Here is a 24,569-nt window from a genome sequence, read left to right on the forward strand (position 1 = left end):
GCCGAATCCTTACAGCCTTTCTGAGGAGCACATGCGGTAGGCGCGGCGGCCCGTCGCCCCGCGGTTCGCCACGGGCCGCCGCGATCGTGTCACCCGCCGAGGCCGGACGACATGGCGTTGATCAGCTCGCCGTCGGGCGTGTCACCGGTCAGCTCCCAGAAGAAGCTTCCCCCCAGGTTCTTATCGTTGGCGTACGACATCTTCCCCCGCACGGTGTCCGGGGTGTCGTAGCTCCACCACTGGTTGCCGCAGTGGGCGTACGCGGTTCCGGCGATGGTGTCGGTGACCGGGCAGCGCGTCTTGAGCACCTTGTAGTCTTCGACGCCCTGCTCGTAGGTGCCCGGAGCGGCCGCCGTGGCCGTTCCGCCCGGCGTCGCCTGGGTGACGCCCTGCCAGCCGCGGCCGTAGAAGCCGATGCCGAGCAGCAGTTTGTCGGCGGGGACCCCCTTGTCGAGATACTTCTGGATGGCCTCGTCGGCGTTGAAGCCGGTGATCGGGATCCCGTCGTACGGGTACAGCGGGGCGTTCGGCGCGGTCGGGCCGTCCGGGTCCCAGGCGCCGAAGTAGTCGTACGACATGACGTTGAACCAGTCGACCTTCTTCGCGGCGCTCACGTAGTCGCTCTTCTCGAGCTTGCCGTCGCTCGACGCGTCCGCGGTGACGGCCGCGGTGACGAGGTTGTCCGTGCCGAACCGGTTGCGCACCGCCGTCAGCAGGGTGGTCAGAGCTTCGGGCCCGCTGGTGTCACAGTCGAGGCCGCACGCGTTCGGGTACTCCCAGTCGATGTCGATCCCGTCGAACACGTCCGCCCACCGGGGATCCTCGACCACCTTGTAGCAGGAGTCGGCGAACTTCTCCGCGTCCTTGGCCGCCTCACCGAAGCCGCCCGACCAGGTCCAGCCGCCGAACGAGAAGAGGATCTTCAGGTCCGGGTGCATCTTCTTGAGACGGCGCAGCTGACCGAAGTTGCCGCGCAGGGCGCCGGTGTCCCAGCTGTCCGCGACGCCGTCCACGCTCGCGTTCGCGTCGTAGAACTTGTCGTTGTCGGCGTACGGGTCCCCGAGGACGCACTGTCCGTTCTGGACGTTTCCGAAGGCGTAGTTGATGTGCGTCAGCTTGTCGGCCGAACCGCTGCTGTGGACGTTCTTGACGTGGTAATTCCGGGCGTACACGCCCCAACTGGGGAAGTAGCCCAACAGGATCATGTCACCGGTCGGTGGCGCCGTCGTGGCGGGCGGTGCCGTGGTTGTCGGTGGCGCGGTGGTTGTCGGTGGTGCGGTGGTTGTCGGTGGCGCCGTGGTGGGCGGTGCGGTGGTGGGAGGCGCCGTTGTCGGTGGCACGGTCGTCGGTGGCACGGTCGTCGGCGGTCCGCCGGCACACGTCACGCCGTTGATCATGCAGTTCTCCGGTGCGGTGTAGGCACCCGTGCCGACGTAACCCCAGACGAACGACTGTCCGGGTTCCAGCGGGCCCGCCCACTCCTTCTTGACGGCCGTGTAGTGCGACCCGGTGTGGGTGACGTCGGCGTCCCAGAACGAACTGATGGAGGTGGTCGCCGGCAGATCGAACTCGATCTTCCAGGTGGGCACCGCCGTGGACGTCCCATTGGTGACCGTGACCTCCGCCTGGTGACCGGACCCCCAGTCGCCCGTCGACTTCCACGTTGCGGCGAGACCGTCCGCCGCCGACGCGCCGCTCGTCGGGATCAGCATCGTGGCCGTCAGGACGGCGACTGCGGCAGCGGCCAGGCCGCCACGAATTCGGGATCTCCTCATGAACAGATCTCCTTACCAGTGGTACAAAGCTGCGGATTGGTGTGCGCGTCGACCGTTCGAACAGGCGTTTGCGCAGGTGAAGGCCGAAATGGTCAGACTTGATCAGGCGCGGCGAGGCGCCGGTGGCCGTCTGTGCGATGTGGGAATAGCGCGCCTGTCGTCGCGGTTCGACCCGGCCTCAGCGGAGATCCTGCCCGACGAGTCGCGCGCTCCAGGCGGGATGTCGGAAACCCGGGTCGGTGGCAGCGCACTGGGAGAAGATGCCGGACCACGCCAGCCGGGCCGCGACCGTTTCGCCCACCGGCGCGACGGCCCGTGATTAGGCTCGGATCAACGACGAAAGGGGGTGACATCGTGTTGTCGGACAGGTCGCGGCCGATCATCCAGGCCACGCTGCCGGTCGTCGCCGACCACATCGGGGAGATCGCCAGGCGGTTCTACGCGCACATGTTCGCCGCGCACCCGGAGTTCCAGGACGGGATGTTCAACCGCGGCAACCAGGCCGAGGGCTCGCAGTCCAAGGCGCTGGCCGGATCGGTCGCCGTCTTCGCCACCAGGCTGCTGTCCGTGCCGCCGCGGATCCCGGAACGGCTGCTCACCCGGATCGCGCACAAGCACGCCTCGCTCGGCATCCGGCCCGACCAGTACGACGTCGTCCGCGAGCACCTCCTGTGGGCCATCGGCGACGTGCTCGGCGACGCCGTCACGCCGGACGTCGCGGCCGCCTGGGACGAGGTGTACTGGCTGATGGCGTACGCGCTGATCCACCAGGAACGCGGCCTCTACAGCGCTCGCGGCGTCACCCCGGAACGGGTGTGGCGGCAGTGGCGGGTCGCCGCCAAGGAGCCGGAGACCGACGACGTCGTCTCGTTCGTGATGCGGCGCGTCGACGACCGGCCGGTCAAGACGTCCCTGCCGGGCCAGTACATCACCCTCCTCGCGCCGATGCCGGACGGCGTACGCCAGCCCCGGCAGTTCAGCCTCACCCGCGCCGACGACGGCGAGCACCGCTACTTCGCGGTGAAGCGGGTGCACGGCGGCGGCAAACCCGACGGTGAGGTCTCCAACCTGCTGCACGACACGATCCAGGTCGGCGACGAACTGACCATGAGCGTTCCGTACGGCGACGTGGTGCTGGACGACTCCGGACGGCCGGTCGTGTTCGCCAGCGCCGGCATCGGGGTCACGCCGATGGCCGGGATGCTGTCCCACCTGGTCGCCGCCGGCTCGCACCTGCACGTCACGATGCTGCACGCCGACGCCGCCGAGTCCAGCTTCGCGCTGCGCCGGCAGATCACCGAGGACCTGGCCCGGCTGCCCAAGTCGTCCCTCTACGTCTGGTACGAGCAGGACCGGCACACCGACCTGCCGGTGGCCGGCGCCTTCTCCGGCGCCATGGACCTGGACCAGGCCGAACTGCCCGAGGGCGCCGTCCACTACCTGTGCGGGCCGCTGCCGTTCCTCCAGTCGATCCGCAGCGCGCTGATCGACCGCGGCGTCCCGCCCCGCGACATCCAATACGAGGTGTTCGGCCCCGACCTGTGGCAGGCCGACGCCGACTGAGCCGGCCGGCCTGATCGGCTAGGCTGTCCGGAGGTGTGCCGGGAAGTCTGGTCGGCGGGGAGATTCACCGACCCTCGATTGGGAGGCCCCGTGCCCGACGATTCCCGTCCGTCCCCGTCCGTGCTGGGCCGCGGATCCTGGGCCGAGACCCGCCGCATCGCCGACGTGCTCCGCAAGGAGACGGTCGGCGGCGTGCTGCTGCTGATCGGCGCGCTGCTCGCCCTGATCTGGGCGAACTCCCCGTGGTCCGCCTCGTACGAGACGCTGACCGGGTTCACCGTCGGCCCGCACGCCCTGCACCTCGACCTCACCCTGGCGACCTGGGCGGCCGACGGCCTCCTGGCGATCTTCTTCTTCGTCGCCGGTCTGGAGCTCAAACGCGAGTTCGTCGCCGGCGATCTGCGGGATCCGCGCCGGGCGGCGGTGCCGGTCGCCGCGGCCGTCGGCGGGGTGATCGTGCCCGCGATCCTCTACCTGGCCGTCAACCAGGGCGGCGCGACCGAGGGCTGGGCCGTCCCGACCGCCACCGACATCGCCTTCGCGCTCGCCGTGCTCGCCGTCGTCGGCCGCAGCCTGCCCACCGCGATGCGCACCTTCCTGCTCACCCTCGCGGTGGTCGACGACCTGCTCGCCATCGTGATCATCGCGGTGTTCTACACCAGCGACCTGGCGGTTCTCCCGCTGCTCGGCGCGCTGGTGCCGCTCGCGCTGTTCACCTGGCTGGTGCAGCGCCGCGTCCGGGTGTGGTGGCTGCTGCTGCCGCTGGCGTTCGCCGTCTGGGCGCTGGTGCACGCCTCCGGGGTGCACGCCACCGTCGCCGGTGTGCTGCTCGGCTTCGCCGTCCCGGTGCTCCCCACCAGCGGTGACGGGCACGGCCTGGCCGAGAGTTTCGAGCACCGGTTCCGGCCCATCTCGGCCGGTGTCGCGGTGCCGATCTTCGCGCTCATGTCGGCCGGGGTGACCGTCGGCGGGCTGGGCGGGCTGCGCTCGGCGCTGTCCGATCCGGCCGCGATCGGCATCATGGTGGGCCTGCTCGCCGGCAAGCCGATCGGCATCCTCGGCGCCACCTGGCTGACCGCCCGGTTCACCCGGGCCCGGATCGGCGCCGGCCTGGCCGTGATCGACATGGTCGGCCTGGCCGTGCTCGCCGGCATCGGCTTCACCGTCTCGCTGCTGATCGCGGAGCTGGCGTTCGGCGCCGGCAGCGTCCGCGACGGCTACGCCAAGATCGCCGTGCTGGTGGGGTCGCTGGCGGCGGCCCTGGTGGCCGGGCTGCTGCTGCGGGTGCGCAACCACACCTACCGCCGCCTCCAGGAGGAAGAGCGCGTCGACTCCGACGGCGACGACATCCCGGACGTCTACCAGCACTGAACGACCGCCGGCTCAGGGCCGGATCGACCCTGAGCCGGCGATCGTCAGCGGGCGATGACGGTCCGGTTGACCGGCGTCCGGCCCCGGCGGGCGAACCCGGCGTTGGGCGGCCGGGTGGATCCGCCGCGGGTGGCGACCACCTCGTCGGCGGCGATACGGCGGTTGACGGTCCGGCGCAGGCCCGGATGCCGGGACTCCCACGCCTCCCGCACCCGCGACGGCAGATGCAGGTCGCGCCACACGCGGCGCAGCATCATCGGATTGATCAGATCCTGGACCTCGGTGCACTCGGAGGCCTCGCACAGCACCTTCTCGTAGGCGTGCCGCAACTGGACCGGGTCGTCCAGGTCGTAGCGGCGACGGCTGGCGTGCCCGCAGGCCATGTGGTGCGGCACCTCCAGCACCCCGAGGCTGCTGCCGTGCAGGTCGTCGATGCGGTCAGGGACAGCGGGAGCCCGGCTCGTGACGCTGCGGTTCTTGCGTCCGTCCCGGGCGGCGACGTACGACATGCCTCCCAGGCTAAGCGCGCCGGAGCCGGTCGGCGGGCTAAATCGGTGGTGGAGCCGCAGGCCCCGTGCCAGGGTGAGAACCGTAACCGCCCGATCCCGACGAGGAGTACACCGATGCGAGCAGCTTCCACGCTCCGGACCCCGACCCGTCCTACCGTGGAGATCTGCTTTGTCATTGTCGAACCTCGGGATCGTCGCCCATGTTGACGCCGGCAAGACCAGCCTGACCGAGCGGCTGCTGTTCGAGGCCGGGGCGGTGTCCCGGCCGGGCAGCGTCGACGACGGCACCACCCGCACCGACTCGATGGAGCTGGAGCGGCGCCGCGGCATCACCATCCGTGCGGCCGTCACCTCGATCGACCTCGGCGACCTGACCGTCAACCTGCTCGACACCCCGGGCCACCCCGACTTCATCGCCGAGGTCGAGCGCTCGCTCGCGGTGCTCGACGCCGCCGTGCTCGTGGTGTCCGGCGTGGAGGGTGTGCAGCCGCAGACCGTCGCCATCTGGCGGGCGCTGCGCCGCGTCGGCGTGCCCACCCTGTTCTTCGTCAACAAGGTCGACCGGCGCGGCTCCGACGTGAACCGGGTGCTCGGCCAGATCCGGCGACGGCTCGCCATCTGCCCGGTCATGCTCACCACCGTCACCGGGCAGGGCGGCCGCGACGCCCGGGTGCGGGCGCTGCGCCTCGACGCCGAACCGGTCGTGGCGGCGGTCGCCGAGGCCGACGACACGATCGCCGGGCGGTGGTTGTCCGGCGAGCCGGTCCGGGCCCGCGACGTGCGCCGCGCCATCCGCCGGGCGGTCCGCCGCACCGAACTGGCGCCGGTGGCGTGCGGCTCGGCGATCACCGGCGCCGGCGTGCCGCAACTGCGCCACATCCTGGCCGGCCTGCTGCCCCGCTGCGACGAGCGGGACGGCCCGGTGGCGGGCACCGTGTTCGCCGTCGACCGCGACGGCCACGGGCGGCGGACCTGGCTGCGGTTGTGGTCGGGTCGTCTGCGCGTACGCGATCGGGTCTGCCTGAACGGCGACCGGCCGCAGACGGTGACCGAGATCGCGGTGAGTGAGCCGGACGGCGTGCTGGTCCGCGCGTCGGCGTCGGCCGGCCAGATCGCGGCGGTGCGCGGGCTGTCGGCGCGGATCGGCCAGCACGTCGGCGATCCGCCGCGCCGCCACCTCTACCGGTTCCCGCCGCCGACCCGGCAGGCCCTGGTCGAACCGGTCGATCCGGCGCAGCGGCTGGCGCTGTTCGCCGGGCTCGCCGACCTGGCCGACGAGGATCCGCTGGTCGATCTGCGGCTCGACGAGCACCGGTCGGAGGCGATGATCCGGCTGCACGGCGAGGTGCAGAAGGAGGTGATCGCGGCGCTTCTCGAGGAACGGTACGGCGTACGCGTGCGCTTCTCCGGCACGCTGACCGCCTGCATCGAACGGGTGGTGGGCGACGGCCACGCCGCGGACCGGATCCGGGAACGCGGCAACCCGTACCTGGCCGGGGTGGGGTTGCGGGTCGAGGCCGCGCCGGTGGGGCACGGCATCGAGTTCCGTCCGGGCATCGAGCCGGGCCGGCTGCCACCGGCGTTCATCGCGGCCACCGAGGAGGGGGTGCGGGCCGCGCTGCGGTACGGCCGGTTCGGCTGGCCGGTCACCGACTGCGTGATCACCATGACGTCGTCGCAGTACTGTCCCCGGCAGAGCAAGCCGCACCAGAAGTTCGACAAGTCGGTCTCCTCGGTGGCGGCGGACTTCCGCAACCTCGCCCCGGTCGTGGTGACCGCCGCGCTGCGCGAAGCCGGGACCCGGGTCTGCCAGCCGGTCGAACGGTTCGACGTCAACCTGCCGCACGAGCAGGCCGACGCGGTGACCGCCCTGCTCGGCCGGCTGGGGGCGGCCATCGACGACACCGCGGACGCCGGCGGCTACCTGGAGGTCAGCGGCACCCTGCCGTCGTCACGGGTGCCGCGGATCGTGGCGGCGCTGCCCGACCTGACCGGCGGCGAGGCGGTGCTGACCGCGCACTTCGACCACTACGCGCCGGTCACCGGGGAGGACCCGCCGGTCCTGCCCCGCCGCGGCCCCGATCCGGCCGACCGGCGGGAGTGGTTCCGGGCGGTGCCCCGGTAGGCGCCGGCAGCTCCGGCTCTGCTGGGCTGCCTCATCGGTGCGAAACGATAGGGGATCAGGGCCGGTGGGCGATCCGCCGAGTCAGCGTGTGCGCCGCCTCCAGCAGCAGGGCGCCGAGCTGGGCGGTCCGGTCGCCGTTGAACCGGGACTCCACGCCGGTCAGGCTCAGCGCCCAGGCCGGTGCGCCGGTCCGGTCGAACACCACCGCCCCCACGCCCCAGCTGCCCGGGACGATCAGGCCGGGGTTCACCGCGTACCCGCGCCGCCGGGTGGCCGCCACCCGTTTCGCCAGCTCCGGCGTGTCGATGTAGGGCCCGGCCTCCTCCAACGGCAGGTACGCCAGGATCGCCAGACCGGCCGACGCCACCCCCAGCGGAAGCCGCAAGCCCTCGTACAGCACATGCGACCGCAGCGGGAAACTGCCCTCCACCTCGGCCAGGCACACCGTCTCCCCGCCGCGCCGGGCCGAGAAGAAGGCGCTCTCCCCGGTCCGTTCGGCCAGTGAGCGCAGCACCTCCCGGGCCGTGGACGTCACGTCGTACCGCTCCGCCGCCACCGACCCGAGCAGGAACAACTCGGGCCCCGGATACCAGCGGCCGCGCCGGGCGTCCCGGTCGACGAAACCCTCCTCGGCCAGCGCCGCGAGCACCCGCTGCGCCGTCGACCGCGGCAGCCCGGTCGCCGACGCCACCTCCGCGGTGGTCACCCCCTGCGCCGCGCCGGAACCCACCCGGCGCAGCACCGCCGCCACCCGCGCCACCAACTGCGACCCCTGCATGCTCACATTATGAGCACCCTCCGCTCACGGCGATCACCCAGCGATCAGGGTGACGGTCCCCGCGGCCGGTGTGCCTAGCGTGCCCGGCCATGAGCAAACTCGTCGACAGCGCGGCGGAAGCCGTCGCCGCCGTCGCCCGGGACGGCATGACCGTGGCGGTCGGCGGCTTCGGCCTGTCCGGCATCCCCACCTCGCTGATCATCGCGCTGCGCGACAGCGGCGCCCGGGACCTCACCATCGTCAGCAACAACATGGGTGTCGACGGCAAAGGCCTCGGCCTGCTGCTGGAGAACCGCCAGGTCCGCAAGGTCCTCGCCTCCTACGTCGGCGAGAACCGGCTCTTCGCCCAGCAGTACCTGGACGGCGACCTGGACGTCGAGTTCGTCCCACAGGGCACCCTCGCCGAACGCCTCCGCGCCGGCGGCGCCGGCATCCCCGCCTTCTACACCCCGACCGGCGCCGGCACCCCGGTCGGCGACGGCAAACCCCACAAGGACTTCGACGGCATGCGTACGGTCCTCGAGCGCGCGATCGTGGCGGATCTGGCCCTGGTGCGCGCCCATCGTGCCGACCTCGAGGGCAACCTGCGGTTCCGGCTCACCGCCCGCAACTTCAACCCGCTGGTCGCCACCGCCGGCCGGATCACCATCGCCGAGGCCGAGATCGTCGAGGACGTCCACCTGCACCCGGACGACGTGCACACCCCCGGCATCTTCGTACGGCACCTGGTGGCGTCCGAGATCCGTGACAAGGACATCGAGCAGAGGACGGTGCGGCCCCGTGTGGACGCGTGACGAGATGGCGGCGATCGCCGCGTCCGAGCTGACCGACGGCCAGTACGTCAACCTCGGCATCGGCATTCCCACCCTGGTCGCCAACCATCTGCCCGCCGGGGTACGGGTGACGTTGCAGAGTGAGAACGGCATCCTCGGCATGGGGCCGTTCCCGTACGAGGGTGACGAGGACCCGGACCTGATCAACGCCGGCAAGCAGACCGTCACCCTGCTGGCCGGGGCGTCGGTGTTCGACTCGGCCACCTCGTTCGGCATGATCCGCGGCGGCCATGTGCAGACCGCCATCCTCGGCGCGCTCCAGGTCGCGGCCAACGGCGACCTGGCCAACTGGACCATCCCCGGCAAGCTCGTCAAGGGCATGGGCGGCGCCATGGACCTGGTCGCCGGCACCCCGCGCGTCATCGTCGTCACCGAGCACGTGGCGAAGGACGGCAGCCCGAAGATCGTCGAGAGGTGCACGTTGCCGCTGACCGGCGCCGGTGTCGTCGACCGCATCATCTCCGACCGCGCCGTCTTCGACGTGACCGGCGACATGTTGATCCTGCGCCGCCTCGCCGACGACCAGACCATCGACGACCTACGCGACGTGACCGGCGCCGACTTCACCGTCGCGTTGACCTGTTGACGTGACGTCACTTGACCCCTCCCGTCAATCAATCACTGTGGAGTTGACATGAGCGTCGTGATCGCGGGCTATGCCCGTACCCCGTTCGTTCGTTTCTCCGGAGCTCTCGCCGCCGTGCCGGCGGCCGAACTCGGCGCCCACGCCATCCGGGCGGCGCTGGCCCGAGCCGGTGTGCCGCCCACCGCGGTGCAGCGCGTCTTCGCCGGCCAGGTGTTGCAGGGCCTGGCCGGGCAGAACCCGGCCCGCCAGGCCGCGGTGGCCGCCGGCATCCCGCTCGCCGCGCCCGCCACCACCCTCAACGCCGTCTGCCTGTCCGGCCTGGAGGCCGTCGCGGCCGGAGCCGCCGCCATCGAGTCCGGCCGTGCCGACGTGGTCGTCGCCGTCGGCATGGAGTCGATGTCGCTGGCCCCGCACGCCTGGCGCGGAGGCCGGACCGGCACCCGCTACGGTGCCGTCGAAATGCTCGACACGCTCCAACACGACGGCCTCACCGACGCGTTCGAGCGGCGTTCGATGGGCGCGTCCACCGAGGCCGGCAACAGCGACCTGGGCCTCGACCGCCCCGCACAGGACGCCTGGGCCGCCCGCTCCCACCAGCGGGCCGAGGCGTCGCACGCCTTCCTGGCCGCCGAGATCGAGCCGTTCCCGGCCCCCGGCAGCCTGCCCGGTGACCGCCTGCCCGGTGACCGCCTCCTCGACTCCGACGACGGCATCCGGCCCGGCACCACCGTCGAGACCCTCGCGAAGCTGCGCCCCGCGTTCGCGGCCGACGGCACCATCACCGCGGGCAACGCCTCCCCGCTCACCGACGGCGCCGCCGCCCTGATCCTGATGAGCGCGACCGCGGCGGCCGCCCACGATGTCCGCCCACTGGCCCGGGTGCTGGCGTCGTCGATGGTCGCCGGCCCGGACGTACGCCTGCACCTGCAACCCGCCGCCGCCATCCACGCGGCCTTGACGGAGGTGGGCGCCGACCCGTCCGCCCTCCACCGGGTGGAGATCAACGAAGCGTTCGCCTCAGTGGCGCTGGCCTCGGTCGGCGCCCTCGGCATCGACCCGGACATCGTCAACGTCCACGGCGGAGCCATCGCCCTGGGCCACCCGATCGGCGCCTCCGGCGCCCGCATCGTGGGCACCCTGGCCCGCCAGCTCGACGAGCCGGACGCCACCGGCCTCGGCGCGGCCGCCATCTGCGGAGGAGGCGGCCAGGGCGCCGCGATCCTCCTGGAACCGGCGTCGACCGCCGGTCACCTCTCTGACCGTCCCCGACGGGGACGGCGCGGTCGTTCGAATCGGTATGGCTTACCGCCCCTGTCGTACGCATGATCCGGAGGATGTTGTCGCTGAGCCGGATGACGTCGGCGAACCGCTGACCGGCACCCCTGAGGGAACGACCGAGATTCCCGCCGGAATCAGCGCTGCCAGGCGGCCACCACCTCATTCGGCCCCCAGACGACGTCCACCGCGCCGTCCGGCAGTTCGCTGCCGGACCTGCTCACGGCGATCAGGCCGGTTCGCTCCGGGTCGAAACCGGGCACCTGAGCCGCGCCGTCCCGGAGCTCACGAAGGTCGTGGGTGTCGAAGGGCTTCCCGAGCCACTTCAAGGATCCGCAGAAGTGGACCCGCGAGGCGATCGGCCCCCGGTCGGCGCCGACCAGGTCGACTTCCGGGTCGAACTGCCGGTTCCACCAGCCGCCGACCACCTGAGCCTCCGTCCATGGCAGCGTCCCCGTGATCGCCGCCTCCTCCAGCGAGGTACGGATCAGAGGCTCCACGGCCCTGCCGCGCCAACTGCTCCACCGGCTCTTGAACAGGGCGTATCCGGCTTCCGGACGGCCGCGCTGAGCCAGATTCTGGACGTTGCGCAGGATGGCGAGGTAGAGGCGGAGATTGGTGTCGGCGACCCGGTACAGGGCCGGTTTGCCGCCGTTGACCGACAGCGGCAGGTCGAGGGCCAGGATCTGTTTGTCCTCCGTGAGCTGTCGCAACAGGGGCGACAACGTTCCCGAGCTGACCGGTCCGCCGCGGCCGCCTGCCGTACTGGCGATGTTCGCGAAGGCCCGGACATCGCCGCCGATCGCTTCGAGAACTCGCCGGGAGACGTCCGGATGGGGAAACTCTGCCGACAGCGACTGCTCGGGCACCGTGAACAGCGGTGAGGTCTGATCGGCGCATTCTTCGCGCAGGTGGTCCTCGGCGGGAGTTCCGGTCGGCCAGCGCAGGAGGACTCCGGGCAGCCCACCGGTGATGAGATGGGCGTCGATGGCGTCAGATCCGGCCAGACCGCTCGCCGTGGCCGTTTCGGCGAGATTCAGCGGACCGAGCACCAGGTTGTCGGCCCGGCCGTAGAAGGGCCGGTCGTAGGCGGTGAGACGCTGCATCATGTGCAGGTCGCTGCCGAGCAGCAGCATCAGGACCGGGCGGCGGGACAGTAGCCGATCCCAGACGACCTGGAGATGGCCGTCGAAGGTCTCGTCCTGTTCGGCGAGCCACGGCAGTTCGTCGAGCACCACGATGCACGGACGATCTGGCAAGGCGCCGGCGAGGACGCGCAGCATGTCACCCCACCCGCCAGCGGGCGGGGTAGTGGGTAGAAGAGCGTGGTCTTTCGGTAGGTCCGATTCCGCCAGCGCCGCGAGGAACTGAGCCGTCGATACGGTGACCGACGCGCCTTTGACCGCGGCGAAGTAGAGGTACGGCAGACCTGAGCGGTCACAGAATTCCTGAACAAGGCGGGACTTACCGACCTGTTGCCGGCCCCGGACCGCCAGCGCGATCCCTGTGCCGTTTCGGGTCAGATGATCGGTCCGCCGGCTCAGGAGCGAGAGTTCGGTTTGCCGACCTACGAACACGGTGCCTCGGAGTAGGTAGATGGCATCTAGGTAGACGCAATCTACATCGCCGCCGACGCGTCGCCCTACCAATGACGGGATTTAAATCGGACGCCGGTTGTCAGGTTTCGGCGGAAGCCTGAGCGGTATGACGCAGAAAGCATTGGCCGGAAAGGTGGCCCTCGTGGCCGGGGCGACACGCGGCGCCGGGCGGCAGATCGCGGTGCAGCTCGGCGCGGCCGGGGCGACCGTCTACGCCACCGGCCGCACCACCCGTGAGGCCCGGTCGGCGATGAACCGGCCGGAGACGATCGAGGAGACCGCCGAGCTGGTCACGGCGGCGGGCGGCATCGGTATCGCGGTGGCCGTCGACCATCTCGACCAGGGCCGGGTCGCCGCGCTGGTGGAACGGATCGACGACGAGCAGGGCCGCCTCGACGTGCTGGTCAACGACGTCTGGGGCGGGGATCCGTTGACCACCTGGAACGAGCCGGTCTGGGAGCAGGACCTCGACCAGGGGTTCCGGCTGCTCCGCCAGGCCGTCGACTCACACATCGTCACCAGCCATTACGCGCTGCCGCTGCTGATCCGCAACCCGGGCGGCCTGGTGGTCGAGGTCGGCGACGGCACCACCGACTACAACGCCGTCAACTACCGGCTGTCGGTCTTCTACGACCTGGCGAAATGGTCGGTGAACCGGCTCGCCTTCTCCTGGTCCCGGGAGCTCGCCGGCCATCAGGCGACCGCGGTGGCCCTCACCCCGGGCTGGCTGCGCTCGGAGATGATGCTGGAGATCTACGGCGTCACCGAGGAGAACTGGCGGGACGCCTGCGCCAGGGAGCCGCACTTCGCGATCTCCGAGACGCCGGCGTACGTGGGCCGCGCCGTCGCCGCCCTGGCCGCCGACCCGAATCGCGCCCGCTGGAGCGGGAAGTCGGTGTCCAGCGGCGAACTCGCCAAGGTCTACGGGTTCACCGACGTCGACGGCAGTCAGCCGGACGCCTGGCGCTATCTCGTCGAGGTGCAGGATCCCGGCAAGCCCGCCGACGTCACCGGCTACCGGTAGAGGTCACCGAGGCGCCGGGCGGCCTCAGCGAGCCGGGCACGCAGGGCGGGCGGCTCCAGCACCTCGGCCTCCGGGCCGAACCGCAGCAGATACGTGTAGGCGACGTCGATCGACTCGACCGGCAGCCGGGTCCGCACCCACCCGTCCGGATCCGGCTCCCCGGCGGCGTCGAGGGCCTCCTGCGCGGCGGGCGGCTCGACGACGTGCCGCAGGATCCGCTGCCCGTGCGGGCTGAGCCGGATCGTGATCGTCTCCCGCAGCATCCGCCGCACGAACCCGGCCGCCCGTTCGGCCCAGAAGGACGGCAGATCAAAATCCGTTTCGCGTACGAACGAAGCGCCGTCCTCCTCCACCCCGGCGATCCGGTCCACCCGGTACGACCGCAGATCGTCCCCCACCCTGCCGACCAGATACCAGACCCCGTTCTTCAGCACGAGCCCGTACGGCGCGACCGTCCGGGTCACCTCCCCGTCCCGCCGGTAGCGCATGGTCAGCATCCGGTCCTGCCACACGGCCCGGGCCAGCGCGGCGAGATGCTCGGGCGGTTCGGTGTCGTCGAACCATCCCGGGGCGTCGAGGTGGAACCGCTGCCCGGCCCGTTCGGAGGCCTCCCGCAGTCCGGCCGGCAGGGCGGCCAGCATCTTGCGGCGCACCGACCGCACCGGCTCGCCGAGTCCCATGTCCCGGGCCGGACCGGGCAGCCCGGCCAGGAACAGCGCTTCGGCCTCGTCCCGGTTCAGCCCGGTGAGCCGGGTCCGGTAGCCGCCGACCAGCCGGTACCCACCGGCTCGTCCCTGCTCGGCGTAGACCGGCACCCCGGCCGCCGACAGCGCCAGCACGTCCCGGTAGACGGTCCGCTCGGACACCTCCAGCTCGGCGGCCAGTTCGGTGGCGGTCATCGTGCCTCGCGACTGGAGCAGCAGGACGAGATTGATCAGCCGGGCGGCGCGCATACCCCGATTCTCGTCCACCGCCAACGCCAGGTCCGATCCCCGCCAGCGTCCCCGCCCGCCGGAGGACAGGGTGGAGCGCATGCATGTGGCTCCGGGACTCAAGGTCCTCTACTTCGGCACACCGGTCGTGCTGATCAGCTCGCGCAACCCGGACGGCTCGGCGAACCTGGCCCCGATGTCGTCCGCCTGGTGGCTGGGCCAGACCGCCGTGCTCGGCCTCGGCAACACCGCCCAGACCACCGAAAACCTTCGACGGTACGGCGAATGCGTGCTGAACCTCGTGCCGTCCGCCCTGGTCGCCGAGGTGGACCGGATCGCCCTCACCACCGGCGCCCCACAGGTGCCGCCCCGCAAACGGGCCCAGGGATACCGGCACGTGGCCGACAAGTTCGCCGAGGCGGGCCTGACCCCGCAGATGTCCGACCTGGTCCGGCCGCCGCGCGTGACGGAGTGCCCGATCCAGCTGGAGTGCCGGGTGACGGCCGCCCATCCGATCGGCGTACCTGATCCGTGGGGGACCGCCTTCCACGTGGACGTCCTGCGCACCCACGTCGAGCAGGATCTGCTGATCCCCGGCACCGCCCACGTCGACCCGTACCGCTGGGACCCGCTGGTCATGAAGTTCTGCGACTTCTTCGGCGGCGGCACGAACGTGCACCCGTCCCGGCTGGCCGCCGGCTGGAAGATGCCGGTAGCCGGCAACGCCCGAGGCTAGCGACCGGAACCCACAAAGGCGCCCGGGGACCGGGCCCTTATGGTGATCGAATGGCATCGGTGAGGCAGTTCCAGGTCACGTTCGACTGCGCGGACCCCGAGCGGGTCGCCCGCTTCTGGTGTGCGGTGCTCGGGTATGAGCCACCATCCCCACCCGCCGGTTTCGGCACCTGGGACGCCTACTGGCAGTCATGCCCGGAGGAGGAGCGCGGCGCCTGGTTCGCGTGCGCCGATCCCACCGGGGTGGGCCCGCGCCTGTACTTTCAGCGCGTCCCGGAAGGCAAGGTGGTGAAGAATCGGCTGCACCTCGACGTACGGGTCGGTACCGGGCTCGTGGGTGAGGAGCGCCTGGCGGCCCTCGAGGCGGAATGCGCCCGGCTGCTCGCGCTCGGCGCGGTACGCGTGCGTCTGCTGACCGCTGACGGCTCCAACGAGTCGTGTCTCGTTATGCAGGACGTCGAGGGCAACGAATTCTGCCTCGACTGACGGTTCGGGCGAACCGGCGAACACCGCCGCGGTGTGGCCCGACGGTCCGGAACCGATGATCAGACTGCGGATGGCGTTCCTGGTCAGGCGGCCGGGAGCAGGTCGGCGAGCAGGGCTTCGACGCGGATCTTGATCTCGTCGCGGATCGGCCGGACGGCGTCGACACCCTTGCCGGCCGGGTCTTCGAGTTTCCAGTCCTCGTAGCGTTTGCCGGGGAAGACGGGGCAGGCGTCGCCGCAGCCCATGGTGATGATGACGTCGGATTCCCGGGCGGTGTCCCAGGTGAGTTTGGTGGGGGTCTGGTCGGTGATGTCGATGCCGGCCTCTGCCATCGCCTCGACCGCGGACGGGTTGATCGTGTCGGCGGGTGCGGAGCCGGCGGAGCGGACCTCGACGCGGTCGCCGGCGAGGTGGCGCAGCCAGCCGGCGGCCATCTGGGAACGGCCGGCGTTGTGGACGCAGACGAACAGGACGGTGGGCTTGGTGTCGCTCATGAGCTCGGGCTTCCTTCGAGGGTTGGTGATCGGGGAACAGGGTCAGACGTTGCGCTCGACGACGATGTCGTCCGCGGCGTCGCCGGCTGTCGGGTAGAGGGCGAGCAGGACGCCGACGCCGATGATCAGGCCGGCGATCTGGGCGATGACGAAGCCGGGAACCGAGGCGGGAGCGATGCCGGCGAACGTGTCGGTGAAGGCCCGGCCGACGGTGACAGCCGGGTTGGCGAAGCTGGTGCTGCTGGTGAACCAGTAGGCGGCGCCGATGTACGCGCCGACCGCGGCCGGTGCGACCGACGCTCGGCCGGAGCGGCCCAGCGCGAAGATCAGCAGCAGCAGGCCGGCGACGGCGACGACCTCGCCCAGCCAGGGGTTCCCCGCGGCCCGTTCCTTGGTCGACATGGTGACCGGGGCCAGGTCGAACATGAGGTTCGCCAGGATCGAGCCGGCGATGGCTCCCAGGGTCTGCGCTCCGGCGTACCCGAGAAGGTCTTTGATCGTCAGGCCGGTGCCCGATCGGCGGCCGAGGAACCAGTCGGCGGCCGACACGACCGGGTTGAAGTGGGCGCCGGAGATCGGCCCGAAGGTGAGGATGAGCGCGCCGAGGGCGAACGCGGTGGCGACCGAGTTCTCCAGCAGCTGCAGCCCGACGTCGTCAGGGGAGAGGGTGGCGGCCATGATGCCGGAGCCGACGACGGCGGTGACCAGCAGTGCGGTGCCGAGGAACTCGGCGAACAGCCGCCGCCACAGGGTTGTCTGGTTCATGGGGTGGTGAGGTCAGCCATGGTCGGCTCCCGGGTGGAGGACGGGGGCGATCCGGTCGATGCGGTCGGCCAGGTCGGTGTAGGCGGCTTCGAACGCCTCGTCGGTGTCGGCGCGGGCGGGGTCGGGAACCGACCAGTGCAGGCGTGGCCGGGCCGGGCCGGTGAGGTCCTCGTGGGCGTTGTCGCAGACGGCGATGATCAGGTCGCCGTCGTGCAGCACGTCGTCGACGTGATGGGTGCCGGTCGGGTCCAGGGCGAGGCCGTGTTCGTGGGCGACCCGGACCGCGCGGGGATGCACGCGGGTGGCGGGAGCGGTGCCGGCCGAGGCGACCTCTCCGCCGACCCGGTCGCGCCAGAGGGCCGCGGCCAGTTGTGAGCGGGCGGAGTTGTGGGTGCAGACGAAGACCACCCGTTCCGCGCCGGCCAGCCGGGGTGCGGTGAGTGAGGACAGCACGCCGGGAATCAGGCGCAGGTAGGTGCGGCGGCGGTCGCCCTCGGAGCGGGCCCGCACGAGCAAACCGGCCTCGTGCAGGACTTTCACGTGGTGGGCGACGAGGTTGCTGGGCATGCCGAGGTCGGCGGCGATCTCGCCGGGGGAGGCATCACCCAGGATGAGCGCGTCGACGATGGCGAGGCGGGCGGGGTCGCCGAGGGCGGCGTGCACCCGGGCCCGCGCCGCCAACGACGAAGTCTCAGCGTTCATTGACTCAAAGCGTTCATTGACTCAATGATTGCTGAGTTTTACTGCCCGGCGCAAGCGACCATGCGGTCAACGACCCTCGTGTGGGGACTCGGTGGAACTGATCCACGTCTCAGTGAATGTGATCGAGAAGTCCCGTTGAGCAAGATCATCTATGGTGGCGCTGGCACTGCTCGTGCGGTGATCAGACGGGTGAGACCGCTCGTCGGGTGGTAAGAGCGCGGCTACATGGGGGCAGTCGGGGATGGCGTCCGCGGTGCACTCCATGCCGTGCGTGAGCACAGGCAGCAGGGTGGAGAGTTCGGCGATCCGCCGTTTCAGCGCGGCGCGGTGGCCGGCGACCACCGCGCGTTGCGTAGCGCGATCGGAGCTGCCGCACACGAGCGTGCGCATCTGGGCGTGGCTGAACCCGAGTGACCTGGCGAGCAGGATGAGCCGGACCGCGAGAACGTCGCGGGAGGTGTAGCGGCGGCGACCGTTGGGCAGGCGGTCGGGGCTGAGCAGGCCCTGTTCTTCCCAGTGCCGCAGCACGTGCGGGCCGAGCCCGAACCGCCCGGCCACCTCGCCGATGCTGAGGGAGGGCTGCGGGGTTGACCTCATATCGACCTGAGGATGCATGGTCACCAGTGTCCCGTCCCCGTACCGAACGAGGTGTCCCATGCCCGTGGCCGACCTTCCCGCCGGCCGGCTCCGCTACCAGGACAGCGGAACCGGTCTTCCCGTGGTGTTTCTTCACGGTGCGTTGCAGGACGGCCGGGTGTGGGCGCCGCTGCTGCGAGCCCTGGGCCCTGGCCTGCGGTGCCTGGTGCCTGACCTTCCGCTCGGCGGGCATACGCTGCCGATGCCGGCGGACGCCGACCGGTCCGCGGAAGGCGTCGCCGATCTCGTGGCGGCCTTCGTCGATCATCTCGGGACGGGACCGGTGACGCTGATCGGCAATGACACCGGCGGCGCCATCGCGCAGCTGCTCGTGGCGCGCCACCCTGATCGGGTCGCGCGACTGGTCCTCACCAGCTGCGAGGCTTTCGACAACGTACCGCCGCCCATTTTCCGGGCCATGCCACCGGCCGCCCGGCTGGGGGTGCTGTCGGCGCTGCTGGTCCCGCTGCGGCTGCGCGCGGTACGCCGCCTGCCGGTCGGTTTCGGTGCGCTGACCAGGGGTCCACTCCCCGACGACCTCGTCTCTTCGTGGATGGTCGCCTATTTCACCGACCGCGGGGTACGCCGCGACGCCGCCCGTTTCCTCGGGTCACTCCACCGGCGGCTGCTCACCGATCGCGAGGCACAGCTGCGCCGCTTCGACCGGCTGGTGCTCGTCGTCTGGGGCGCCGACGACCGGCTGTTCCCGCCACAGCACGCACACCGGCTGGCTCGCCTGTTTCCCGACGCCCGGGTCGAACTCGTCGCCGGCAGCCGGACGTGGCTCATGATCGACCGCCCGGACCGCACCGCCGCCCTGCTGCGTGACTTCATCGTTCAGCGTCGGTGAAGGCGAAGCCGGCACTGATCCGCGCAGCTCAGGGCCGTTCTGGCGGGATCAGATCTGCTGAGTCCGCACACCTCGCGGCGATCACGTCTCGGCTGGCGTGTCCATGGTCAGCAGGGTCGCGAGCTGACGCAGCAGGCCGGGGCGGGCGCGGTAGTAGACCCAGGTGCCGCGGCGTTCGGCGTCGACCAGGCCGGCCTCGCGCAGTGTCTTGAGGTGGTGCGAGATCGTCGGGCCGGACAGCTCGAACGCCGGCGTCAGGTCACAGACGCACGCCTCGCCACCCGGCGCCGACGCGATCATCGACATCAACTGGAGCCGCACCGGGTCGCCGAGCGCCTTGAACGCCGGGGCGAGCAGGGCCGCGGTCTCGGCGGGGACGCGCTGCCGCGCCAGCGGCGGGCAGCAGGGCGTCCCGGCGGTGAGGTCGGTCAGCGTGAGCGCCCCGGCTTGTTTCGTCATCCGTCTAGGTTGACAGTTGTCGAAACAGTGTGCAACTGTCTGTTTCGACAAACGTCTAACTCGACGGAAGTCGAGACAGCAGGCTGGAGAGGTCATGTTCCGTTTCACCCGCCAGTCGGGATCCTGCTGCGGCGCGGCCGCCAAGCAGGAGGCGGTCGCGGCGGGACAAGGCTGCTGCGGATGACCAGCCCCAGGTTTCCGCGTTCCCGGGCCGTGCGGTGGGCGTGACGTCGTTTTCCTCGAACACCACAGGCCGCACGCCAACTGATCCGTCCGGCTGCTCCGTGGCCGTACCACACGCTCGTATCTCGATTGTTCTCTAGACAGGAGTCATCTCTCGTGACCAGCAACCTCCCCGAACTGCCCGTCGTGGTCATCGGCGCCGGCCCGGTCGGGCTGGCCGCCGCCGCGCACCTCACCGAGCGTGGTCTGCCGTTCCTGGTCCTGGAAGCAGGAGACGGCCCCGCGGCCGCCGTCCGGGAATGGGGGCACGTCCGCCTGTTCTCGCCGTGGCGGTTCGACATCGACCCCGCCGCGGCACGCCTGCTGTCCGGCGCGGGCTGGGTCCGGCCCGACGACGGCAAGCTGCCGACCGGCGCCCAGCTCGCCGCCGACTATCTTCAGCCGCTGGCCGACCTGCCCACGATCAAACCCCATATCCGGTACGGGGCGCGCGTCGCCGCCGTCACCCGGCTCGGCCTCGACCGGGTCCGCAGCCTCGGCCGCGAGCAGACCCCCTACCTGGTCCGGCTCGCCGACGGCGAGGACATTCTGGCCGGCGCGATCATCGACGCCTCCGGCACGTGGCGGACGCCGAACGTGCTCGGCGCCTCCGGCATCCCCGCGCACGGCGAAACCGCGGCCGCCGCGTTCGTCGACTCCGCCCTGCCCGACGTCCTCGGCCGTGACCGCGACCGGTTCGCCGGCTCCCGCACCCTCGTCGTCGGCGCCGGCCACTCCGCGGCCAACACCCTGCTCGCCCTCGCCGAACTCGCCGCGCAGGCGCCGGGCACCACGGTCGGCTGGGCGATCCGCGCCACCAGCCCGGCCCGCACCTACGGCGGCGAGGCCGCCGACGCCCTGCCCGCCCGCGGCGCGCTCGGCGCCCGGCTGCGCGAGCACGTCGAGAACGGCACGATCACCCTGTACCCCGGCTTCTCCGTGCAGAGCGTCACCGTCGACGGCGACACCGTCGCGGTGTCCGACGGCGACCGGACCGTCATCGCCGACCGGATCGTGTCCGCCACCGGATTCCGGCCCGACCACACGATCGCCGGCGAACTGCGCCTCGACCTGGACCCGGTCCTCGGCTCGACCCGGGCGCTGGCACCGCTGATCGACCCCAACGAGCACTCCTGCGGCACCGTCCCGCCGCACGGCGCCGACGAACTCACCCACCCCGAACCCGGCTACTACGCCATCGGCGTCAAGAGCTACGGCCGCGCCCCGACGTTCCTGCTCGCCACCGGCTACGAACAGGCCCGCTCCGTGGTCGCCGCCCTCGCCGGCGACTGGGACGCGGCCCGCGACGTACAGCTCGACCTGCCCGAGACCGGCGTCTGCAACAGCAACCCGATCGCCGGCGACGACACCATCGCCGACGGCGGCGGCTGCTGCGGCACCCCGGCACCGGCCGCGGCGCGGGCACCCGGCCGTGGTCTGGCCACCGGCATCGCCGGCGGACTGCTCACCGCACCGCTGAACCTGATCACCCTCGGCGACAAGCCCGCCGACGGTCAGGCCGGCAGCTGCTGCTGACACCGATGGACGCGTCGAACCCGCCGGCCACCCGTGGTGGCCGGCGGGTGTTCCACGGCTGGTGGATAGTGGCGACCTTCGCCGTCCTGCTGCACCCGATCGCCGCGGACCTGCACACGTCGGCGGCGGTCGTGACCGGAACCGCAACACCGATGCCGTACATGAGCAACCCGTACGCCAGAGAGGCCGCATCGCCTCGGTGCTCGCCGTTCACTGGATTGCGCGGGCCAAGGGCACAAGGGTGTCCGGTGATCTGGCCGATGAGCGGGGGTTATCCGTTACCACTACGATCATCGGCATGACCGCCGTGCTGATCGGCTATGCCCGCTGCTCCACCGACAAGCAGGACCTCGAAGCCCACCGGCGGATCCTGCTCGACCTCGGCGTACCGGCTGATCAGCTTCACCTCGACTGGGCGTAGCGCGACCTCGCAGGTCTGACCGCTCCGGGCCTCCCGGCCCTGACTTCACCCCCGCGTCCACACGAGAGGCACCACATCCATGAGCGCTGTATCCGACCAGCGGCCGGCTGGTACGGCACCGGCGGACACCGGGCACCCGGCCGACGAGGACCTGCGGGCACTGTTCGGGCAGTCGACGGCCGTGTACGCGCTGTTCACCGGGCCGGCGCACGTGCTGGAGACGGCGAACCCGGCGTTCGTCGCGACCTTCGGCGAAGGCCGGGCCCGTACCGGCGTCCCGGTCGGCGAGCTGCTGCCCCAGCTGGCCGGCCGGGGCTTCCTCGATCTGCTGGACCAGGTCTACCGCACCGGTGAGCCCCGCACCGGCCGCGACGCGCGCGTGGTGCTGGGCAGCGGGTCACAGGCACGGGAGATGTTCTTCGACTTCACCTACGAGCCACGCCGTGACAGCACCGGCACGGTGACCGGCGTCCGGGTGATCGGTGTCGAGACCACCCAGGTCAAACACGCTCAGCGACTCGTGACCAAACACCGGGCCCTGCTGGAGCAGATCGCCCGGCAGGCACCGTTGACCGAGGTGCTCGGCGGCATGGCCCGCAGCATCGAGGCGCTCGCCCCACACGGGGTGATCGTCTCCATCCTGCTCGCCGACCCCGACGGCCGGCACCTGTACCACGGCGCCGCGCCGAGCCTGCCCGACTTCTACAACCAGGCCATCGACGGCATCGCCACCGGCGACGGAATCGGGTCCTGCGGCACCGCCGCCCACCGCCGCGAGCCGGTCATCACCAGCGACATCACCGCCGACCCGGCCTGGACCGACTTCCGGGACCTGGCCGAAGCCGCCGGGCTCGCCTCCTGCTGGTCGATGCCGATCCTGGCCCGCGACGGCCACCTGCTGGGCACCTTCGCCATGTACCACCACACCCCACGCACTCCCGAGGACATCGACCTCGCTCTGGCCCGGCTCTTCGCCGGCACCGCCGCCCTGGCGATCGAACGCCACCACATCGAGCAGGCGAAACTCACCGCCGAGGCCAGCGCCAAGTCAGCGATGGAGGAACTGGCCAAAACCGTCCGCGCCGAACGGCGGCTACGGGGCGAGGCCGAACAACGCGCCGAAGCCGCCGCGGAGCTCAACGCCCGGATGCGCGCCGCCGCCGCCACCCAAGCCGACCGGCCCCACCCGGAACACTGCCAACTCGGCGGCACCGCCGGCTGCACCGAACCAGCCGAGATCAAAATCGCCGACTCGTGGGGAGACTCGGCCTGGGGCTGCCACGACCACGTCGAGGAAGCGATCCTCAACGTCCGGTCGGTGTTCATCGCCAGCGAAGAACTCGGCGGCCTGGCCGCCTACCTCAACCGCACCAGCCGGCGGTGAAGACGGCGTCGGGAGCCAGGGCGGTGCGGATCGTGCACTTTTCGCGGCGGGGTCGCGCGATATCGTGCACGTCGGTTCCGCGTACGACGAGACGCCCAAGCTGGCAGCGTTGAAGGCGGTGGCCCGGCAGCGGCTGGCCGGTCAGGCTCGGTGCCGACGGTCGCCGCGCCACTGCAGCAGACCGAGCAGCAGCAGAAGCAGCGGCACCATGACCCACAACTGCGCGCCCGTGTAGTGCCGCAGGTCTGCGGGCACGTCGACGCCCTGGATCTCCTTCTCCAGCGCGCCGGGACGAATCAAGGTGAGCCCGTGTGCTGACAGTGGCAGGTAATTCGCGGCCACACCGATCATCCACCAGCCCACGACCGCACGGAATGCGCCACCCGACGACGCCAGAAGTATGCCGAGGAGGGCGACTCCGACAACACCGAGCAGAAATTCGACCAGGATGACCCACCGCCGCCAAGGAGCACCGGTCGAGCCCCACATGTCGATGGCTGCGAGTCGACGTACGTCCATGTGCGGCCGCATGCTCCCATGCTCTCAGGCGTGCAACGCCTCGCGGCCGGCGAGGCCCGCGTCGTCGACCTGACCGGCGAGCTCGGTCTCGCTCAGTCCACGGTGTCCAAACATCTGGCCTGCCCGCGCGACTGCGGGCTGGTCGACTACCGCGTCGAAGGCCGGCAGTCGTTCTATGCCCTGACCCGGCCCGAACTGCTGGATCTGCTGGCCGCCGCCGAGGGCGTGCTCGCGGCGACCGGCGCGGCCGTGGCGCTCTTCCCGGGCCACGGGCCCGGCGAGAACGCCGCCACCGCCGAGACGGTGACCAGGTGAACAGTCCGATCAACCTGACCGTGTCGCCGCGACGCCGCGCGCAACTCAACCGGCGCAGCCTGAATCTGGCCTACGCGACCGCCGGATACAACCTCGCCGAAGGTGTCGTCGCGGTCACCGCGGGGACTGCGGCATCCTCCACCGCCCTGCTCGGTTTCGGCCTGGACTCCTTCGTCGAGGTGTCCTCCGCACTGGTGGTGGTCTGGCAGTTCCGATCCCGGGTCCCCGAAGCCCGCGAACGGCTCGCGCTGCGCCTGATCGCCGTGTCGTTCTTCGCCCTGGCCGCCTGGGTCACCGTCGACGCCGCCCGCTCACTGCTCGGCGCGGAGCAGGCCGGCACGTCACCCGTGGGGATCGCCGTCGCCGCGACCTCGGTCGTGGTCATGCCGCTGCGGCGCCACGACTGCTCCGCTGACCTCGACGATGGGTACCGGAACGCTCGACCACGGTTTCGAAAAGTTGTTCCCGGGTGCCACACTCGGCGGCCGGACGGCCGGACAGGGAGCGTACGACGGATGTGGCAGGACGTGGCGGCGGTGCGGGAATGCCTGCGTACGGGTCAGGCGGCCGCGCTCGCGAGGTCGCTGAAGCGGGAGAATGCGGCGACGTGGCGGGCGCTGGAGCCGGTGGAGCGGCGGCAGATCCTGGCAGCCGGCTCGGCGAGCAAGCGCGAGGA

25 protein-coding genes and 1 pseudogene are annotated in these 24,569 nt (G+C 71.2%); 15 read left to right on the forward strand and 11 right to left on the reverse strand.

The window, feature by feature from the left end; genetic code table 11:
• Window positions 1–89: 89 nt before the first annotated feature.
• The gene (locus J5X75_RS36150) at window positions 90–1,775 is read right to left on the reverse strand and encodes a glycosyl hydrolase family 18 protein (RefSeq protein ID WP_208472106.1); all 1,686 of its coding nucleotides are present in this window, start codon (window positions 1,773–1,775) and stop codon (window positions 90–92) included.
• Between the two features lie 354 nt (window positions 1,776–2,129).
• Between J5X75_RS36150 and J5X75_RS36155 the strand changes: the two genes are divergently transcribed.
• Both J5X75_RS36155 and nhaA read left to right on the forward strand, forming a co-directional pair.
• A complete protein-coding gene (locus J5X75_RS36155; RefSeq protein WP_208472107.1) occupies window positions 2,130–3,338 on the forward strand; it encodes a globin domain-containing protein in 1,209 nt (402 codons plus the stop codon).
• 90 nt (window positions 3,339–3,428) lie between these two features.
• The gene (nhaA, locus tag J5X75_RS36160) at window positions 3,429–4,709 is read left to right on the forward strand and encodes a Na+/H+ antiporter NhaA (protein WP_208472108.1); all 1,281 of its coding nucleotides are present in this window, start codon (window positions 3,429–3,431) and stop codon (window positions 4,707–4,709) included.
• 44 nt (window positions 4,710–4,753) lie between these two features.
• Here the strand turns inward: nhaA and J5X75_RS36165 are convergent, their stop codons facing one another.
• Window positions 4,754–5,218 carry a hypothetical protein gene (locus J5X75_RS36165; RefSeq protein ID WP_208472109.1) on the reverse strand — a complete coding sequence of 155 codons (465 nt, stop codon included), beginning with the start codon at window positions 5,216–5,218 and terminating at the stop codon, window positions 4,754–4,756.
• 169 nt (window positions 5,219–5,387) lie between these two features.
• On the opposite strand from J5X75_RS36165, the gene J5X75_RS36170 reads away from it, so the two are divergent.
• Window positions 5,388–7,343 (forward strand): elongation factor G, encoded by a 1,956-nt coding sequence (locus tag J5X75_RS36170; RefSeq protein WP_208472110.1) that lies wholly within the window; start codon window positions 5,388–5,390, stop codon window positions 7,341–7,343.
• 55 nt (window positions 7,344–7,398) lie between these two features.
• Here the strand turns inward: J5X75_RS36170 and J5X75_RS36175 are convergent, their stop codons facing one another.
• Window positions 7,399–8,121: an IclR family transcriptional regulator gene (locus tag J5X75_RS36175; RefSeq protein WP_208472111.1), complete on the reverse strand. Its 723-nt coding sequence runs from the start codon at window positions 8,119–8,121 to the stop codon at window positions 7,399–7,401.
• 89 nt (window positions 8,122–8,210) lie between these two features.
• Here J5X75_RS36175 and J5X75_RS36180 point away from each other — a divergent pair, with 89 nt between their 5' ends.
• The 3 genes from J5X75_RS36180 to J5X75_RS36190 are packed head-to-tail and all read left to right on the forward strand — an operon-like array spanning window position 8,211 to window position 10,866.
• Entirely contained in the window at window positions 8,211–8,915 is a 705-nt protein-coding gene (locus J5X75_RS36180) for a CoA transferase subunit A (protein ID WP_208472112.1), read from the forward strand.
• Window positions 8,902–9,540, forward strand: a complete 639-nt coding sequence (locus J5X75_RS36185) for a CoA transferase subunit B (protein ID WP_307798487.1) — start codon at window positions 8,902–8,904, stop codon at window positions 9,538–9,540. The genes J5X75_RS36180 and J5X75_RS36185 overlap by 14 nt, the downstream gene beginning before the upstream one ends.
• 48 nt (window positions 9,541–9,588) lie before the next feature.
• Window positions 9,589–10,866, forward strand: a complete 1,278-nt coding sequence (locus J5X75_RS36190) for an acetyl-CoA C-acyltransferase (RefSeq protein ID WP_208472113.1) — start codon at window positions 9,589–9,591, stop codon at window positions 10,864–10,866.
• Window positions 10,867–10,952: 86 nt separating this feature from the next.
• Here J5X75_RS36190 and J5X75_RS36195 read toward each other — a convergent pair whose 3' ends face one another.
• Window positions 10,953–12,464 (reverse strand): ATP-binding protein, encoded by a 1,512-nt coding sequence (locus J5X75_RS36195; RefSeq protein WP_238490570.1) that lies wholly within the window; start codon window positions 12,462–12,464, stop codon window positions 10,953–10,955.
• A 55-nt stretch (window positions 12,465–12,519) separates the two neighbouring features.
• Here J5X75_RS36195 and J5X75_RS36200 point away from each other — a divergent pair, with 55 nt between their 5' ends.
• A complete protein-coding gene (locus J5X75_RS36200) occupies window positions 12,520–13,437 on the forward strand; it encodes an SDR family oxidoreductase (RefSeq protein ID WP_208472114.1) in 918 nt (305 codons plus the stop codon).
• Here J5X75_RS36200 and J5X75_RS36205 read toward each other — a convergent pair.
• A complete protein-coding gene (locus tag J5X75_RS36205; protein WP_208472115.1) occupies window positions 13,428–14,390 on the reverse strand; it encodes a helix-turn-helix transcriptional regulator in 963 nt (320 codons plus the stop codon). The genes J5X75_RS36200 and J5X75_RS36205 overlap by 10 nt on opposite strands.
• A 79-nt stretch (window positions 14,391–14,469) precedes the next feature.
• On the opposite strand from J5X75_RS36205, the gene J5X75_RS36210 reads away from it, so the two are divergent.
• Window positions 14,470–15,105: a flavin reductase family protein gene (locus J5X75_RS36210; protein ID WP_208472116.1), complete on the forward strand. Its 636-nt coding sequence runs from the start codon at window positions 14,470–14,472 to the stop codon at window positions 15,103–15,105.
• Between the two features lie 50 nt (window positions 15,106–15,155).
• Window positions 15,156–15,590: a VOC family protein gene (locus tag J5X75_RS36215; RefSeq protein ID WP_208472117.1), complete on the forward strand. Its 435-nt coding sequence runs from the start codon at window positions 15,156–15,158 to the stop codon at window positions 15,588–15,590.
• A gap of 83 nt (window positions 15,591–15,673) precedes the next feature.
• On the opposite strand, the gene J5X75_RS44955 is transcribed toward J5X75_RS36215, so the two are convergent.
• The 4 genes from J5X75_RS44955 to J5X75_RS36230 form a co-directional block, all read right to left on the reverse strand.
• Window positions 15,674–16,084, reverse strand: a complete 411-nt coding sequence (locus J5X75_RS44955; RefSeq protein WP_238490571.1) for an arsenate reductase ArsC — start codon at window positions 16,082–16,084, stop codon at window positions 15,674–15,676.
• Window positions 16,085–16,126: 42 nt separating this feature from the next.
• Window positions 16,127–16,849, reverse strand: coding sequence for an aquaporin (locus tag J5X75_RS44960; RefSeq protein ID WP_238490572.1), 723 nt, complete (start codon window positions 16,847–16,849; stop codon window positions 16,127–16,129).
• 12 nt (window positions 16,850–16,861) lie between these two features.
• Window positions 16,862–17,551, reverse strand: a complete 690-nt coding sequence (locus J5X75_RS36225) for an arsenate reductase/protein-tyrosine-phosphatase family protein (protein ID WP_208472118.1) — start codon at window positions 17,549–17,551, stop codon at window positions 16,862–16,864.
• 66 nt (window positions 17,552–17,617) lie between these two features.
• Entirely contained in the window at window positions 17,618–18,109 is a 492-nt protein-coding gene (locus J5X75_RS36230; RefSeq protein ID WP_208472119.1) for a MerR family transcriptional regulator, read from the reverse strand.
• 97 nt (window positions 18,110–18,206) lie between these two features.
• Here J5X75_RS36230 and J5X75_RS36235 point away from each other — a divergent pair, with 97 nt between their 5' ends.
• Window positions 18,207–19,037: an alpha/beta fold hydrolase gene (locus J5X75_RS36235; RefSeq protein ID WP_208472120.1), complete on the forward strand. Its 831-nt coding sequence runs from the start codon at window positions 18,207–18,209 to the stop codon at window positions 19,035–19,037.
• An 81-nt stretch (window positions 19,038–19,118) separates the two neighbouring features.
• Here the strand turns inward: J5X75_RS36235 and J5X75_RS36240 are convergent, their stop codons facing one another.
• The gene (locus J5X75_RS36240) at window positions 19,119–19,496 is read right to left on the reverse strand and encodes an ArsR/SmtB family transcription factor (protein WP_208472121.1); all 378 of its coding nucleotides are present in this window, start codon (window positions 19,494–19,496) and stop codon (window positions 19,119–19,121) included.
• A gap of 339 nt (window positions 19,497–19,835) precedes the next feature.
• Here J5X75_RS36240 and J5X75_RS36245 point away from each other — a divergent pair, with 339 nt between their 5' ends.
• The 3 genes from J5X75_RS36245 (at window position 19,836) to J5X75_RS36255 (ending at window position 23,059) form a co-directional block, all read left to right on the forward strand.
• Window positions 19,836–21,254 (forward strand): NAD(P)-binding domain-containing protein, encoded by a 1,419-nt coding sequence (locus tag J5X75_RS36245; protein WP_208472122.1) that lies wholly within the window; start codon window positions 19,836–19,838, stop codon window positions 21,252–21,254.
• 298 nt (window positions 21,255–21,552) lie between these two features.
• Entirely contained in the window at window positions 21,553–21,675 is a 123-nt protein-coding gene (locus J5X75_RS45720; protein ID WP_274383759.1) for a recombinase family protein, read from the forward strand.
• Window positions 21,676–21,754: 79 nt separating this feature from the next.
• A complete protein-coding gene (locus J5X75_RS36255) occupies window positions 21,755–23,059 on the forward strand; it encodes a GAF domain-containing protein (protein WP_208472123.1) in 1,305 nt (434 codons plus the stop codon).
• A 141-nt stretch (window positions 23,060–23,200) separates the two neighbouring features.
• On the opposite strand, the gene J5X75_RS36260 is transcribed toward J5X75_RS36255, so the two are convergent.
• Window positions 23,201–23,590 (reverse strand): hypothetical protein, encoded by a 390-nt coding sequence (locus tag J5X75_RS36260; RefSeq protein WP_208472124.1) that lies wholly within the window; start codon window positions 23,588–23,590, stop codon window positions 23,201–23,203.
• 6 nt (window positions 23,591–23,596) lie between these two features.
• Between J5X75_RS36260 and J5X75_RS36265 the strand changes: the two genes are divergently transcribed.
• Together J5X75_RS36265 and J5X75_RS44965 are read left to right on the forward strand one after the other, a co-directional pair.
• Window positions 23,597–23,893 carry an ArsR/SmtB family transcription factor gene (locus tag J5X75_RS36265; protein WP_372451006.1) on the forward strand — a complete coding sequence of 99 codons (297 nt, stop codon included), beginning with the start codon at window positions 23,597–23,599 and terminating at the stop codon, window positions 23,891–23,893.
• Window positions 23,890–24,285: pseudogene (locus J5X75_RS44965) on the forward strand (cation diffusion facilitator family transporter); the annotation flags it as partial. The gene J5X75_RS36265 and the pseudogene J5X75_RS44965, both read left to right, overlap by 4 nt.
• Window positions 24,286–24,569 lie beyond the last annotated feature (284 nt).

Source organism: Actinoplanes flavus, assembly GCF_017592555.1.
In the GTDB taxonomy this organism is placed as follows: Bacteria; Actinomycetota; Actinomycetes; order Mycobacteriales; family Micromonosporaceae; genus Actinoplanes; species Actinoplanes flavus.